Origin of the sequence: Pseudomonas sp. Irchel s3a18, assembly GCF_900187535.1 — a bacterium.
Taxonomy (GTDB): Bacteria; Pseudomonadota; Gammaproteobacteria; order Pseudomonadales; family Pseudomonadaceae; genus Aquipseudomonas.
Genome location: NZ_FYDV01000002.1, coordinates 19,362 through 34,337 on the forward strand (window position 1 = coordinate 19,362; position 14,976 = coordinate 34,337).

Consider the following 14,976-nt stretch of genomic DNA (forward strand, 5'->3'; position numbering starts at 1 on the left):
GCCCTTACTTGTAGCGCGAAGCCGCCGTATTCCTGGACAGGTTCGGCCCCATCACGTGGCGCGCGGTAACAAAAGCTTCCCAGTCCGCGGCATCGGGTAGCGAAGGAATGGTGACCAGTTCCCCCTGATCGAACCCGGACAACGCCGCATCGACCATCTCCCCAGCCTCCATGACCATCTCCGCCGGTATGGCACTGGCGTCGATCCCTGAACGCTCCCAGATTTCGGTACGCGTCACACCCGGCAAAACAGCCTGGACCTGAACACCCGAACCATTGAGCTCCGCGTTGAGGGACTGCGTCAGGCTCAGCACGTAAGCCTTGCTCGCACTGTAGGTCGCGTTGAAACGCTCAGGGAACAGGGCAACCACCGAGGCAATGTTAATAATGGCTCCTCTGCCGGCTTGTGCAAAACTCGCCGCGGCCGCCGAGGCCAAACGCGTCACCGCCACCACATTGAGCTGAATCATCCGCTCCAGTTGATCCAGGTCTGCGTCCGCCAAAGTCCCATCGGCCGCAACACCGGCGTTGTTCAGCAGCAGGCTGATACTCGCATCATTGCGCAGGCGCTGCTCGACGCCAATCACATCCGCCTTGAGCGTCAGGTCCGCCTTCAACACCTCCACCTGCACGCCATGCTCAGCCCGCAAGCGCATTGCAGCACTTTGCAGCCGTTGTTCATCGCGAGCCACCAATAGCAAGTCAAAACCACGAGCCGCCAAGCGCTCGGCGTAGATAGCGCCTATGCCAGAAGAAGCCCCGGTAATCAGCGCTGTACCTTTGGACTGAACAGAATTCATAGCCGTACTCCTGGAAGATGCCATAGGAAACCTGGATGCCCCCACTCGCGGAATGCCGAATGGGTTGGCGGATTGATTATAGGCATGATCCAACGACAATATTACACTCGTAATATTTCATTTCAGACAAATGGCGACGTGGCGTCACTTCACAGAGACTCAACCGTCAGACACAAAAAAGGCCGATCGATGACCGGCCCTGCACCCCCATCTACGTATCAGTTCACTGCAACCTTGTCGCGATTCTTGTCCAGGATCGCCTTGCCAATACCCTTGACCTCCAGTAACTCGTCCACCGATGTAAATGGACCATTACTTTCACGATGCGCAACAATCGCCTTGGCTTTGGCCTCACCGATTCCCTGGAGATCTCGCTGTAAGGTCACGGCATCCGCCTTGTTCAAATCAACCTTTGCGGACCCGACCGACGATACCGCCTGCACCGTCGCCGGTGCAGCACCCGCGTCTGTTTTTGCCGCTGGCGCCGCCAGTGCGGTAGTGGAAAGGCTGGTCATCAGGGCGAAAACCAGAGAGTGGAAGTAACCTGTACGCATAAGTGACACTCCATGACATCGTTAGGGAAGAAGCAGCTTTACGAGGCTGCCTCCCAAACCTAGGTCATGGGGCGATTCTGTCAAAAATGTGTCCGTTGCAGAATGTGTAACAATCAGGCGACGGCAAATATCTTTCAGATCGAATCATCCTGTGAAGATCACATCACTCGATTGAGTTGCATGGCTGTGGGACATTTGCTCATCAGGTATCGTCGCCAAAATACCGAAACGAAAACTTGCTACATCGACAACTCGCATCCATACAAGCGCTCCGAAATTCACAAGCCCAGCGTCACTCAAGCCGTGGGTGGGCTCGCCTATTTTTTGGAAAGATAACATTATGGCCAACGTCCCTATTCTGATCACCGGCGGTGCCGGATTCATTGGTTCACCTCTGACAGAATCCTTAATCGTAAAAGGCTATCCGGTCCGAATTCTCGATAACTTGAGCACTGGAAAACGACATAACTTACCAATGGGCAATCCATGGGTGTAATTGATCGAAGGTAATGTCGCCGACGCAGAATTAGTATCACATGCGATGAAAGGCCGTAAGGCAGATCTTTGCATCTAGCGCCGTTATATATGGCAATAACGGTGAAGGAGAGGCCATCAATGATGGACACACCCAAGCTACCATTAAGACCCTATGCCTTGGACAAACTGGCAAGTGAGCACTACTTAGACTTCTATCGTCGGGCACACTCACTCGAACCCACTATATTTCGCTTCTTTAATATATTCGGCCCACACCAAGACCCTTCTTCACCATATTCAGGCGTCATCAGCATCTTTAGCGAGCAAGCACAGAAAGGCTTGCTTCCAGCCTGCTCGTGCTGGCGACATACGACACTCAAGAACCGACAATAGCTGCCTACTACAACGATTTATTTTTCAGACACTACACCAATGAGTGTCGGAATATCAAAACTCCTGAGCGCCCAAAAAAACTAAAATATAAAAGACCGAACAGTACAAAGCCAGAGATACTAGAAACACACCATCCACCTTCATAGGTGGCCCACAGAACTTACTGCACTGCGAACTGCGACCCTGTTCTAACACCTAAACCCTAAGAAATCTAAAGTCATAAAATCAATTTAGCTTGCGCAACCCGTACTTGCCAATGCATACGGGCTACGCAATATTCTAAAACGCTTACAACCAGGCTCCAAAAACCAAATCAAGACACTCAATATCAAGCCCAACTCACTACCACCCAAAACTCAAGGGTCAAGGCGCTTTTGTTGATATATCCAATCGACTATGTCACCGTCTGGCGCATAACCACTCACGGTATCGCGTAATAACTGACGAACCCGTGAGTAATCATCTTGATCGACAGCGTGAAGCAATTCAGCCAATTTTACCTTGAGAACATCCCAAGGCAGATGATCCTCATTAGCACACATGATCATCGGGTGCTGAGTGGCTGCAACATTGTCACCAATCAATAACTCTTCATAAAGCTTTTCACCTGGTCGAAGCCCGGTAAACTCGACAGCTATATCTCCGTGAGGATTTTTCTCTGAGCGTACACTTAACCCTGACAAATGAATCATCTTTTCAGCCAGCTCTACAATCCGTACTGGCTCACCCATATCCAATACAAAAACATCCCCTCCTTGGCCCATGGATCCTGCCTGGATTACCAACTGAGCCGCTTCAGGGATAGTCATGAAGTAACGTGTGATTTTTGGATGGGTAACCGTCAATGGCCCACCCGACTTTATCTGTTTGTGAAAAAGCGGAATTACCGAACCGGAAGACCCCAAGACATTACCAAAACGCACCATTGTAAAGCGAGTCTTGTTTACTTGTGAAACACTGGAACCATCTCCAAATAGAACCGGTGCCAGTTCCTGACTTAGGGCTTGCAGGGTGAGTTCAGCCAAACGCTTAGTGCTCCCCATAACATTGGTGGGGCGAACAGCTTTGTCAGTAGAGATCAATACAAAATTCGCAACACCAACTTGCAACGCAGCCTGAGCGGTATTGAGCGTACCCATGACATTGTTCAGCACACCCTCCGCAATATTGTGCTCCACCATTGGGACATGTTTATATGCTGCGGCATGGTAAACCGTGTTGACATGCCATACTTTCATTACATCACGCAACTTTTCCTGATTGCGTATGGATCCAAGTATTGGTAACACCCTTACCGACAACGACTCACGTAAAACACGCTGCTCCAACTCTGACAAGATGCTATAGAGGTTAAACTCACTGTGCTCGAACAGCAGAAGTAGCCTCGGGCGCTGTGTCAGTATCTGACGACACAGTTCCGAACCGATCGACCCACCGGCACCCGTCACCAATACGACCTGATCTTTAATACAGTGCTCAAGCAAGTCCGACTGAGCAGGCACCGAATCGCGACCGAGCAAGTCGGCGATGTCAACTTCCTGGATGTCATCAACTTTTACCCGCCCGCTCGCCAAGTCCATAAATCCTGGCACGCTACGAACATGTAGAGGAAACCCTTCCAAGAACCCCAAAATCTCTCTACGACGGGCCCGATTTGATGACGGAATAGCCAGTAGAATCTCTTGAGCTCCAGTGGAATCAATCATTTGCTGGATGTGCTTTGGCTTGTAAACCTGAAGGCCTGAAATAACGCGGTCAGCTATTCCGCTATCATCATCAATGAACGCCACCGGTCGCATGACGCGCCCCATCCGTAACGCCGCGACAAGCTGATTGCCCGCTGCACCCGCACCATAAATGGCAACACGAGTGAGCCCGTCATCACGACTCGCAAAAGGAACATGTCGCGCTGCGGCAACCCAATCTCCAAGAAAATACTGACGCATGGCCAAACGCAAGCCACCGACCATCATCAGGCTTAGCCACCAGTAGTTGAATATTATTGAGCGCGGAACAACGCTTTGATGATTGCTATACCAATAAACTACTATTCCCAAAATCAGTGCCGACAGTGTTACTGCCTTGATAATTGCAATCAACGCATCATTGCCAAAATAGCGCATAACTGCTCGATACATACCAAACCGTATGAACAGTGGGATAGCAACGACAGGTGCGCTAACGAACAACCAAGTGTGGTGAGTCAACGGGTTAATGATTTCATCCACCCCCAGGCGCACTACAAATGCCATCCACAGAGCAAGCCAGACCAACAACGTATCGGTGAGGACTTGAAGCAGCCGCTTCTGGCGACGGGGCAAGCCCAGAAGGAACGCTCTCAATCTATCCATAAATCCTCCGAACACCTTACCCACTCCAACATAAATGCCATTGTATGTGTATCTGATAGCCAATGAGTACGCTTCATTAACGCGCTTCCAGCATCCCTGCGTTGTATTTGATCGCCACGATGACCAAAGGAACGTAAGCAACTAGCAATGCAGCAGCCCCATCCAGGATGTCCGTCGTCACGCAATAGGCTAACGGAAGCAACCAAAAGATATTGATTACTCCGACCGCCAACGATACCGGTCGGTGCTTGCCGAGTTGACGTGATGCAAATTGATAGGCGTGACTGCGGTGCGCCTCGTAAACCTTTTCACCTCTAAATAGCCGGCGTATCAATGTCACTGTCGCATCAACGATAAAGACACCGAGCAGAATCAACCAAACCCAGAAGAAATCAGGGTATACAGAAGCCGCCTCCAATGAAAAAATGGCCAGGATGATCCCGAGGAAGCCGCTCCCTGCGTCCCCCATGAAAATTCGCGCCGGAGGGAAGTTCCAGTAGAGAAAGCCAAGCACGGCGAAAGCAAGCAGCAAGGGCCCCCAGACTAACTCAGTGAAACCACTGACCCAATAAAGAAGGGCCGCTGCCAGACAAACCGTTACCGCCTCAATACTGGCAATACCATCGATGCCGTCCATGAAGTTATAAAGATTCAGCATCCAAACCAAGTACAACGCGGCTATAACGTAACCGAACGCCCCAAGATCTAATCGCAGCCCAAACAACGACAATGGTGGCAAACCTGCGACCCAGTACAAAGCCCAACAGGCGGCACTAAAGTGTCCTAGCAATCGCCACCGGGCAGCAATGTGACCATGGTCATCCAAAAAACCCAGCACCGCGATACCCGCTCCCGCGCCGAGCAGACCAACCGTATGTTCCCAAGACAGCAGGTCCTCAAAGGCTAGAAACGGTAGAAATACAAGAAAACTCAATACAATAGCTACCCCTCCGCCTCGGGGCGTGGGGATAGAATGTGAGCTACGATCATTCGGTACATCGATAAGACTATGCGAGAGTGCATAGCTACGAAGTCTCCCAGTCAAAAAAAGAGAACACAGGAAAATAATAGGTAATACGAACCAGACGCTCATGGATTACGGGTTCCTAGATAATGCTTGGCCGTGTTAAGCAATGCATTGTCAACACTTACCGGTGGGATCCAACCTAAGAGTTCTCGATTTTTGCTAATATCAACTTCAAGCGAACCGCAAAGGCGATCTGTTATTTTTTCTTTGCCCAAGAGCCGCGCGATCCCCCTCATCAAGCTCACTGGAAAGGGTAACAGGGTTGCCTTTTTCCCGAGTGCTTTCGCCATCTTCTCCAACAACTCGGGCGTGGACAAGTCCTCCCCGTCACTGACGAGAAATACCTGATTGGCTGCCGCTGGGTGCCTCGTACAAAGAGCAATGAAATCGACGAGATTTTCGAGAGATACAAAACTTCTTTTATTATCAATTGATGAGAATGGAAGAGGTATACCCTTATCAACAAACTTCATCATACTGAGAAAATTTGCTTTAACACCGGGCCCATATACCAATACAGGTCTGATGATCACAACCTCCATGCCCGTTTCGGTGGAAATTTTCAACAAGCCACTTTCGGCCTCAAACTTAGAGATGCCATACTCATCAACTGGCTGTACCGGTCCATCAGCCGTATACTGATTCCCAAGAGTTGTTTCTTCGCCATTAACTTTTATTGAGCTTATGAAAATAAAGCGTTTTACACCAGACGCGGCTGATTGGCTCGCAAGATTCAACGTACCTTCGACATTCACCTTTCGGAACTCAGACAACGGGTCCAACGCAGTTTCAGTCATGACGTGTACGCGCGCCGCCGAGTGAATGACCACGTCAACCCCATCAAGTGCGTGGGTCCAGGACTGCGTTGAATTCAGGTCATCGAACAATACCGAGTCATAAGCCGCGCCTGAAAAAGCAGAACGCGTTCGGGTCGCTACACGGACACTGTATTCTTGACGGTCGGACAGGTAACGTAAAATCGCCCCCCCGACAAACCCTGTCGCGCCGGTCAGCAGTATTTTTTTACTTAAATTTTCCATTCACTCACCGAAACTACAATAGCGCAGAAACTGACTTCATCTCTAAAAATCATGCGAAGTAACCCATCAATCGCTGATTAACAATTGCTGCATCAAAATCATGCTGCGCAATCTTATAGCTCTGTAACCCCATCGTTTCTATCTGGTCTGGATTATTAATGAAATACATCATTTTTTCAGCTAAATCCTTCGCCGACCATGGTGGTACTATAAAGCCGTTAACACCGTTGACGACGGTATCCCTACAGCCTGGCACGTCCGTTGTGATAACCGCTCGACCAACGGCCATTGCCTCCTGAGTACTTCTAGGAACACCTTCCCGGTAGGATGGCAAGACAAACACGCTCGAGTCCGTAATCCAACTCACGACGTCTTCAACATGGCCTCTGTGGTCAACCAATCCTTCATCGATAAGAGAGCGAACGCCGTCGGCATTCAACCCGCCTGGATTAGTTTCATCGAGACCGCCCAACATGACAAACTGAGCGTCAGCACATTGCGCTTTGACTAACCGTGCTGCCTCAACAAATTCATTTACCCCTTTTTCAGCCAACAAGCGCCCGATAAATATGAAGCTAACTGGACTTTTAGGAGGGGTAGAATAAGGATAGTCTGAAAGTTTTAGCCCTATACCACCAAGCACACTAACGGTAGATACTTTTATTCGATATCGCTCAACCAGGTCGGCACAATCGTCTTTATTCAAAAACACCAAGCGTTCAAGAAACGGAAAGGATGCCCTGTAAAGAAAAACCTGTATTTTCTTTAACAATCTAGCCTTTAACGAGGCGCCACCTGGCTGCTCCGTAAAGACATAACCGAGGCCCTCGAGCATTGCCAAACGGCGCTTTACCCCTGCCAACTTAGCGGCTAGGGTTCCAAAAATCACTGGCTTCGCGAAATAGCTAAATACAATATCAGGTGCAATATGCTTTAGTTGCCTGGATAACTTAAAAGTATTGACAAGATCACCTAACGGGTTCAACCCGGCACGACTAAATTCATAGTCTACCGGCTCGGCCCCAAGCTGCCTGACTTTAGCTCGTGTATCAGTGTCATAATCAAGAGCAAAAGCGAATACTTGATGACCTTCTTTCACCAGCGCTCCGATCAAATCAGCTCGAAATCCGAGAACACAAGCTGCCGTCGTTCCAACTAATGCTATTTTCATTTGACCCAACATCCATTAAAGTCTCGACAGGCTCACAATGGACTTATCCATAATCACAATGCAGCTAGCCCGTTACCCTACCAAAACATGAAACACGAAGCTCATGCACGGAGATCAATACAAGCAAGATAGCATGCCTGCTTTCATGGAGCGATGCTAACCGAGCGCCTGACCCGCAATGCACTCAAGATTGATACAGCTCAATCCATCTCTTGACAACCCTATCCAGAGAATAGTTATCAATCACCCGCTGCCTTGCTCGCTGCCCCATTGCCGTCGCCGATGCCGGATCCATGTTGAGCCCCGATCGTATAGCCTTCGCCAACTCATCTGAATCGCCCGGGGGCACTAAAATCCCCTGATCACCTATCACTTCCTTTACCCCGCCGCAGTCGGAAGCTACAACAACTCTCTCTGCTGACATCGCTTCAGCAACAACGAGACCAAATCCTTCCCACAGAGACGAAAGCACATAGATGTCAGCAGCACCGTAAAAATCTGCGACATCATCTCTTACGCCGAAAAATTTGATTCGTTGGGAAACACCCAGATTATTCGCAAGAGCGACCAGCGTCTCTCTCAGCCCTCCATCGCCAACAATCCAAAGTTTCAAACTACTGTCGTTTTTGCACAAGGTTGCGAAAGCATGGAGTAACCCAGGATAGTTTTTCGCCTCCGCGAAGCGCCCCACAGCAAGAATAACTTTCTCACCAAGTTGTATACCTTCTCTATCCCGAATGGCTACACGTAACGACTCGTTAAACGTAAACCTGTCAGTATCAATTCCGTTAGGGATCATCAGCATCTGACCGGGCTTGATGGCCCCCTTCGCCTCAAATGCCTCAACGGCATCCCGACTGACGTTCGTGGTGACATCGGCAAGAAAGTTTGTGGCTCGATAAGCCAACATCCTCATCCGCCCACCCTCATTTGTATTATGGGCGGTACATACCAACCGCGGAATATAGGTCACGCCCCTCACAAGCCTAGCCAACAGATTGGCATGAACCATATGGCTGTGAACCACATCCGGCTTGAAGGCTTTAATAGTCTTTCGCAAAAGAAAGAAGCTTCGCGCAAGACTGGAAAATGACTTGGTAGTTTGAAAACCCACTGTTTTAAGTGTGGTATTGGTAGGCAATAATGCTGCGCCCCCTGTTAGATAGGCTACCAGGACTTGGTGATTCTCTGAATCAAGACGTTGAGCCAAGTCCAGAACCTGGCGTTCGGCGCCACCCACATCCAAACTGGTAATGAAAAATAATATTCTCATGAGAACCTATTGAGCAACGCGTAAAAATAGCATTGAACGGAACGAAGCACGTATTTAGCCTTAAACAAAAGCTTATTTTCTCGGGCTATTTGCGCCCAGTAAAAAGTTAAAAACCCTTTCGGATTCCGCCTCAAATTAGAAGAAAAGTTCTTAGAATAGCCATCCTCAAGATAATCACAGAGATAAATAGCGGTATTTCCATAATAATAAATACTCCCTTCATCACCAATTTTATTCCAAACATATAACTCCGGAACGAACCGCTCACCAGCAATCACGGGGAACGCATTATTTAACAAAGCTTCAACTTTGAAAACGTAGGCAAGATCACCTTTGAAAAAATGACCAGCCTCGGTAGGACTCATAACAACCGGGGTGTCAGAGCAATCGACATCACGACCAATAAATCGCATATCAAAATACGCCCGGCGATAACAAAGACCGACAACATTCTCATCACTGACATGAGATAAGGCATCAATTACACACTCAACAGCCCGAGAAACCAACGAATCATCACTATCAACTATGAAAACCCATGGTGCATTCGCATTTCGTGCCCCTAAGTTTAGAGCAACATGCTTTCCTGAGTTAGCTTGGTGCAAAACACGCATTTTAAACGGTGCAATATGAGAATACTCAAGCAGCAGGCGCTGTGTTTCGTCTTGGCTTCCATCATCGATAACCAACCACTCGAAGTTCTTGCACGTTTGAGCACAGAGACTTTCGTACAAGCGAGGCAAGGTCATTGCACGATTATAAGTCGGAGTCAAAATTGTTATCACACGCCCTCCTTATTCTGATATTTATTTTTCCCTTCAAATACAACTGTGAACAATGCAAAAAACAAGCATATTTCAGCTATTACAAATCCCATTACAACCCCATCGACACCATACCAAACCGACATGATCGCAGCCAAGAGCATAGACATTATCGAAGAAGACATCATAAGGAAGCTGGTCACTTTATCCCTTCCCATCGGAATCAGCATACAGAGACCCAATGCCTGGTTGGCCAACCTGAATGGAATAATCCAAACAAACGTTTTCAAAATATCGCTGGCAACCATGAAACCTGCGCCTAGCACCTTTAAAATCAAAAAGTCCCCGATGAAAAATATTAGCCCTGCCGCCACAACACCAGCAACAAACATCCCGACTACAATCATCCACGACAACCGCATAGTATTGCCTTGCGAGAATTGAAATTGACGATTCAGATAGGGATAGAGGCCAATCAAAATCGGATTCACAAAACCAACAAAGCCTCGAATAATCTTCTCGGCTGGAACATAAGAGGCTACCGCAATATGCCCTGAAGTCGCCCCCACCAAAGACGGCCCCGCACTCATAAGTATGTTACTCGAACTTTTGTATACAAAAACATGAAAGCCCAGCTTAATCTGATGTAATCCACCGACAAAACTCAGATAAAACCTTCCAACCTTGCTGACACACATCACATTACCGACCAATGTATTCAGCAAACCGAACCCTGCCATAATACCAAGTGCTAATACCGCGTCTTGCTCCCCTCGTATGAAAACATACAACAAAAACAAACCAACAAAACGCAAAGTAACTTCAACTACAACTACAACAGTGATTTTTTCCAACCCTTGAAAAAACCAAAATGGGCTGAACCCAAATGCTAGAAAATACAAAAACCCCATAAAAACCAATTCACGGTCATAAAATACCGATCCCTGTACTAGAAAAACAATCACCCCTACCATGGACACAACAAAAAAAATCATCAACTTCGCAGAAAGAACCTCGCCAAAGATGCGCGCAAGCGCGCCCCTTTCATCGCGAGCGATAGCAATCTGTCGCGACCCACTTAAGGAAAACCCATACTCAACGAGCAGTGATGTTAGTAAAGCGACAGATTGGATAAGCACCACCTTCCCATACTCCTGCACTCCAAGGGCCCGCGCCAGCACTGGAATTTCGAGTATAGGAATCAAGTACCCACAAAGCTGCGCAAAAAAAAGCAACCCCATATTTTTCAACAGACGTTTCAAATTTAAACTCTCTGTAATCCAAGGCCATGTAAGTCATTATTTATTTCGCCAGGCTTCATATTTGACAAGCGAGACAACCAAGATAGCATAACGGCCCAATACCCCCACTCAGACATCTCCGAACTTAGAGGGTGAAACAACAACACAAAACAAAAACATAAAACGCCAAGGAAAGCGGCAACCCTATAATAAATACTGGATCCACGCGCCGCAGCCCCCTCCCATTCTCGTAAAACAAATACAACTATTGGCGACATTATAACTATTAGAAGTCCAACACCGCCTAGCACCCCAAGATCGCCCAAGACTGCCAAGTAGGTATTATGCACTACCATAGGTTCATCATTGACCAATGAAGTAGAACTCCCGAAACCACATCCCAAAGGAAGACAGGCTTCTGCATTTATAACACCATCGGCAATCATTTTTGCTCGAATGGGGTCACCCTCAAACAACCTGTTGATCACCAAAAAGGAATCACCAGTTACAACCTGATAAATCACCTCCGAATTAAAAACAACTACCACACAAGCCAAAACAGCAATAATAGACGCCACACACATGAATCGACCAGTCTTTAGTATAAACTGCAGCACTGCAAACACAGCGACTATTACTGAGAACCACAGAAACCCGGTACGACTTGAATCAGCCAATAGCAAATATACTGCGCCCAGTATTATCAATATAGAACTCACACATTTAAAAAATGGACGAGTACAAACTCCAGCAATAATGAAAGAAACAAAAAAAGCACTGGTTTTCCAGAGGACGCCAGGAAACGCAAATACGCTCCCCTGCCGCCCATCTCCTAGCAAGATATAATAATCTGGAAATACATACTTACAGAGAAGAAAAACACACAGCCCGACCAATGTAACAACCGCCGATATGCGGTACAGTTGATCGATACTCAGACACTGCGAACTCTTAAAGATCACAATCATCACAGCATATATAACCAGATACTTTAAAGCCTGATAAGCTGTATATTCATCGGTATTGGTCAAACTGGCGACTAAAAGCGATACGATTAGAACTAAAAAACCGAACGAAACACCGATCAACGCCCAATCAGACCTCAGCTTGCTCCATCCACCAGACAAAAGACCGACACAAAGCACGCCCCCCCAAAGCCCCCAGTAACCCGCTGGAGTAATAATATTTCTCAAATCACCTAACACGATCAATACACATGAGAACAACACAATAAAAAAAGGTATTACTTTTACACCCATCATTTCAACCTCGTCACCCTTGTACCAAGCACACGACAACTTTACTCACAGCATGAAATATGGCGTACACCAACATACAGCAGTGATGTAGTCTCATCTGGATTCGTCTTTGGGAGTTCTGCCCCCCCCTCCAAAAAATTAGCTTGTCCTAGAGCCCCCCCCAAAAAAACGATTGGGATTATACGAGCAGTGGGAGAGGATCCGAACAGCACCGTGTCGGAAATCATACTGGCCGGCCGGTAACTCGACCGGCCAACCAGGACGCTGCCTGATCAATCGGGTTCACACCCTCCCGAAAAACACTATGTTGCCATTTCTGACAACACTCCCCCCCAGAAAGGCTGGCGACACCCCTCAAGCGAGTGGGCGGGGGGTTGAGTGTTTTTTATCCAAGAGGTAAAGGACAAGAGCAATCCCCACACCAGCCATCAAACCCAATATTAGACCCAGAGCAGCTATCAGCGCCTTTTTCGGTTTGACTGGTGAATCAGGGCGCTCAGCAACACCGTCTTGCCTGTAAACCGAAATATCGGGCTTATTGACTTCAAGCTCTTTGTAAAGATCATATTTTGACTGAAGTCTACGCAGGTCTGTCACGAATGGGTCGTCGGACTCACGTCGCTCCAGGTTCTCAATTTCTGCCTTGAGTGCCTTTGAACCGCGCATATAAAGAACTTGCCCATCCATACTTCCAGCTAACTCAACGGCGGGATTACCCGTGATGATCGGCGGCTTCTCCAGACCAATGGCCTCCGCCACGCGCAATGCTTCCCGCAATCGGGTCATAGAGTCCTGACGGAGCTTCAGACTACGTTCGCGCAAAGAATCAATTTGCTGAGAAAGGTTACGTGCATGGACGGCACTTTCGCTGGAAACGTCCTTATATATTTCAGCCTTGGCCATCACGGACGCATGATCAACATAAGCCTTAGCCCAACTCAACGCTTCATCGGGGCTATCATTTTCCATAACAACATAGGCTCTATCACCAGCATCTTCTGTCGGAAGCTTAACTTGCAATTTTTTTAGGTAGCGAAAATACAGCGAATCTTGCCCCCCCTCGTGCTCATCATCAGAAAGCGACGGTAAATAGACACTTTTGAAAAAATCCTGATGAAGAGTTTCCGAGTCGAGTGATCGTAGAAATACCTGGTATACATCCTTGACCTTCAAGGGCTCCAGATCAGAATCCTGTGTGCGGCCGTAATTGATACTAGCAATGTCATTTGCTGTGGGCGGCACCAAAAAAATCTTGGCCTCATAAACTGGCTTAGCTGTATACGCATACACAGCCGCCACCAATGTGGTCACCAATGCAATACTTAAAACAAGCCACTTTCGTTTCCAGAGCGAGCGTACCAATGCCTGGAGATCAATCTCCGAACTGCTGCAAGCCCCTGCCGAACTACTTTGCATACCTTTCTCGCCCTTCTATTCAGTACAACGCACCACTCACGTGATGCGCGCGTTTACTTAAACTCATGCACATCTGAATGGAAGAACGATTATTTACATGCCGCGCTTTCATCAGAGACTTATTGTAACAGCGGAGTACACAAGCTCCGCGCCGTTAAGCAATTCAGATTAGATTATTTTATGTGCGAAGCCGTCATTGACATGGCTATTTTTTTCTGAAAACACTGAACCTGAGCCAGGTGAGAATCGAGCCAATCAACATACCGGCAAGCAGGGAACTCCCGATGAATACCGAGATAGGAAGGAAAGGCGTCGACCAGCCAAAAAGCTGCAGACTAGAGGGTTCCTGATTCTCCAAAAAAAACGCAAGCACCATAAGTCCAAAAACCAGAATACAAGCGACTCCCCCCCAACGCATCAATACCGACATTCCCTCACCTCCTACCTAACTAAAGCCCTTCATCCTCTTCCTCATTCACGCGATCCCTAAGCTCTTTACCCGGCTTGAAATGAGGAACGAATTTCCCATCCAGACTGACGGACTGGCCAGTCTTCGGATTACGGCCTACGCGAGGTGCACGGTAGTGCAGGGAGAAGCTACCAAAACCACGGATCTCGATACGATCGCCGGTAGCCAGGCATTGGGACATTTGTTCAAGCATGGTCTTGATGGCCAGTTCCACATCCTTGGATGAGAGCAGCCCTTGATGGGTGACAATTCGTTCGATCAACTCCGACTTCGTCATATTTTTCCCTTCTTTTTCAAGCAGCTAGATCAGCGCTTCAAAGGTTTTAGCATGCCCGAAGGAATTTGAACAGCCCAGGCATTGACTTATCTGCGCTACCGCTCATCCACCAAAAAATGGACACGGTTCGGGTGCAGGGCCGGGCCGACACAGGCGACACATCCCGCACACTCACCTGCAGACAACCAATATGGTCCGCGTCAGATACCCCGCGGGATTCCAGCCAAATGGATAGTCCTCACCCTCCTCCTTGGCATCACTGGACCTGACAACAACCTTATACCCTGCCTCCTTGCACTCCCTCTCGGCTCGCTTGTAGCACTTGTCCCACCCCGAGCCCAACCCTGAACAATCGATCTCGATCCCGCTGACACCACGCACTGCATGGGTCTTCACATTGGTGGTGCAGCCTGTCACAGCCAGCACAACAAGTACGAAAACGAACCTGCTCATTCACATCCTTAG

13 protein-coding genes and 1 pseudogene are annotated in these 14,976 nt (G+C 48.2%); 1 reads left to right on the forward strand and 13 read right to left on the reverse strand.

Features of this window, described 5'->3' with window-relative positions; all coding sequences use genetic code 11:
• Window positions 1–4: 4 nt before the first annotated feature.
• Together CKW29_RS03175 and CKW29_RS03180 are read right to left on the reverse strand one after the other, a co-directional pair.
• The gene (locus CKW29_RS03175) at window positions 5–799 is read right to left on the reverse strand and encodes an SDR family oxidoreductase (protein ID WP_095143905.1); all 795 of its coding nucleotides are present in this window, start codon (window positions 797–799) and stop codon (window positions 5–7) included.
• A 218-nt stretch (window positions 800–1,017) separates the two neighbouring features.
• Window positions 1,018–1,353: a helix-hairpin-helix domain-containing protein gene (locus tag CKW29_RS03180; protein ID WP_095143906.1), complete on the reverse strand. Its 336-nt coding sequence runs from the start codon at window positions 1,351–1,353 to the stop codon at window positions 1,018–1,020.
• A 340-nt stretch (window positions 1,354–1,693) separates the two neighbouring features.
• Between CKW29_RS03180 and CKW29_RS03185 the strand changes: the two are divergent.
• Window positions 1,694–2,172, forward strand: a pseudogene (locus tag CKW29_RS03185) (NAD-dependent epimerase/dehydratase family protein); the annotation flags it as partial.
• Between the two features lie 407 nt (window positions 2,173–2,579).
• On the opposite strand, the gene CKW29_RS03190 reads toward CKW29_RS03185, so the two are convergent.
• The 11 genes from CKW29_RS03190 to CKW29_RS03245 form a co-directional block, all read right to left on the reverse strand.
• Complete coding sequence (locus CKW29_RS03190) at window positions 2,580–4,574, reverse strand: nucleoside-diphosphate sugar epimerase/dehydratase (protein WP_095143907.1); 1,995 nt, start codon at window positions 4,572–4,574, stop codon at window positions 2,580–2,582.
• 76 nt (window positions 4,575–4,650) lie between these two features.
• On the reverse strand, window positions 4,651–5,667 hold the full coding sequence (locus CKW29_RS03195; protein ID WP_095143908.1) for a glycosyltransferase family 4 protein: 1,017 nt from the start codon (window positions 5,665–5,667) through the stop codon (window positions 4,651–4,653).
• Window positions 5,664–6,641 carry an SDR family oxidoreductase gene (locus tag CKW29_RS03200; RefSeq protein WP_095143909.1) on the reverse strand — a complete coding sequence of 326 codons (978 nt, stop codon included), beginning with the start codon at window positions 6,639–6,641 and terminating at the stop codon, window positions 5,664–5,666. The genes CKW29_RS03195 and CKW29_RS03200 overlap by 4 nt, the downstream gene beginning before the upstream one ends.
• A 49-nt stretch (window positions 6,642–6,690) precedes the next feature.
• A complete protein-coding gene (locus tag CKW29_RS03205; RefSeq protein ID WP_095144068.1) occupies window positions 6,691–7,812 on the reverse strand; it encodes a glycosyltransferase family 4 protein in 1,122 nt (373 codons plus the stop codon).
• Window positions 7,813–7,996: 184 nt separating this feature from the next.
• Window positions 7,997–9,085: a glycosyltransferase gene (locus CKW29_RS03210; protein ID WP_095147939.1), complete on the reverse strand. Its 1,089-nt coding sequence runs from the start codon at window positions 9,083–9,085 to the stop codon at window positions 7,997–7,999.
• Window positions 9,082–9,870, reverse strand: a complete 789-nt coding sequence (locus CKW29_RS03215) for a glycosyltransferase family 2 protein (RefSeq protein WP_095147940.1) — start codon at window positions 9,868–9,870, stop codon at window positions 9,082–9,084. Before CKW29_RS03215 ends, CKW29_RS03210 begins: the two co-directional genes overlap by 4 nt.
• Entirely contained in the window at window positions 9,867–11,111 is a 1,245-nt protein-coding gene (locus CKW29_RS03220; RefSeq protein WP_095147941.1) for an oligosaccharide flippase family protein, read from the reverse strand. The genes CKW29_RS03215 and CKW29_RS03220 overlap by 4 nt, the downstream gene beginning before the upstream one ends.
• Before the next feature lie 2 nt (window positions 11,112–11,113).
• Window positions 11,114–12,352: a hypothetical protein gene (locus CKW29_RS03225; RefSeq protein ID WP_095147942.1), complete on the reverse strand. Its 1,239-nt coding sequence runs from the start codon at window positions 12,350–12,352 to the stop codon at window positions 11,114–11,116.
• A 351-nt stretch (window positions 12,353–12,703) separates the two neighbouring features.
• Window positions 12,704–13,765 carry an LPS O-antigen chain length determinant protein WzzB gene (locus CKW29_RS03230; protein WP_095147943.1) on the reverse strand — a complete coding sequence of 354 codons (1,062 nt, stop codon included), beginning with the start codon at window positions 13,763–13,765 and terminating at the stop codon, window positions 12,704–12,706.
• A 449-nt stretch (window positions 13,766–14,214) separates the two neighbouring features.
• Complete coding sequence (gene ihfB, locus CKW29_RS03240; RefSeq protein ID WP_095143916.1) at window positions 14,215–14,511, reverse strand: integration host factor subunit beta; 297 nt, start codon at window positions 14,509–14,511, stop codon at window positions 14,215–14,217.
• Window positions 14,512–14,682: 171 nt separating this feature from the next.
• Entirely contained in the window at window positions 14,683–14,964 is a 282-nt protein-coding gene (locus CKW29_RS03245) for a hypothetical protein (protein WP_095143917.1), read from the reverse strand.
• Between the last annotated feature and the right edge of the window lie 12 nt (window positions 14,965–14,976).

Coding starts and splice junctions, on each gene's coding strand:
- CKW29_RS03195 (WP_095143908.1), bottom strand. CDS start 5,667: ATGAGCGTCTGGTTCGTATTACCTATTATTTTCCTGTGTTCTCTTTTT.
- CKW29_RS03205 (WP_095144068.1), bottom strand. CDS start 7,812: ATGAAAATAGCATTAGTTGGAACGACGGCAGCTTGTGTTCTCGGATTT.
- CKW29_RS03230 (WP_095147943.1), bottom strand. CDS start 13,765: ATGCAAAGTAGTTCGGCAGGGGCTTGCAGCAGTTCGGAGATTGATCTC.
- CKW29_RS03210 (WP_095147939.1), bottom strand. CDS start 9,085: ATGAGAATATTATTTTTCATTACCAGTTTGGATGTGGGTGGCGCCGAA.
- CKW29_RS03200 (WP_095143909.1), bottom strand. CDS start 6,641: ATGGAAAATTTAAGTAAAAAAATACTGCTGACCGGCGCGACAGGGTTT.
- ihfB (WP_095143916.1), bottom strand. CDS start 14,511: ATGACGAAGTCGGAGTTGATCGAACGAATTGTCACCCATCAAGGGCTG.
- CKW29_RS03190 (WP_095143907.1), bottom strand. CDS start 4,574: ATGGATAGATTGAGAGCGTTCCTTCTGGGCTTGCCCCGTCGCCAGAAG.
- CKW29_RS03175 (WP_095143905.1), bottom strand. CDS start 799: ATGAATTCTGTTCAGTCCAAAGGTACAGCGCTGATTACCGGGGCTTCT.
- CKW29_RS03180 (WP_095143906.1), bottom strand. CDS start 1,353: ATGCGTACAGGTTACTTCCACTCTCTGGTTTTCGCCCTGATGACCAGC.
- CKW29_RS03245 (WP_095143917.1), bottom strand. CDS start 14,964: ATGAGCAGGTTCGTTTTCGTACTTGTTGTGCTGGCTGTGACAGGCTGC.
- CKW29_RS03225 (WP_095147942.1), bottom strand. CDS start 12,352: ATGATGGGTGTAAAAGTAATACCTTTTTTTATTGTGTTGTTCTCATGT.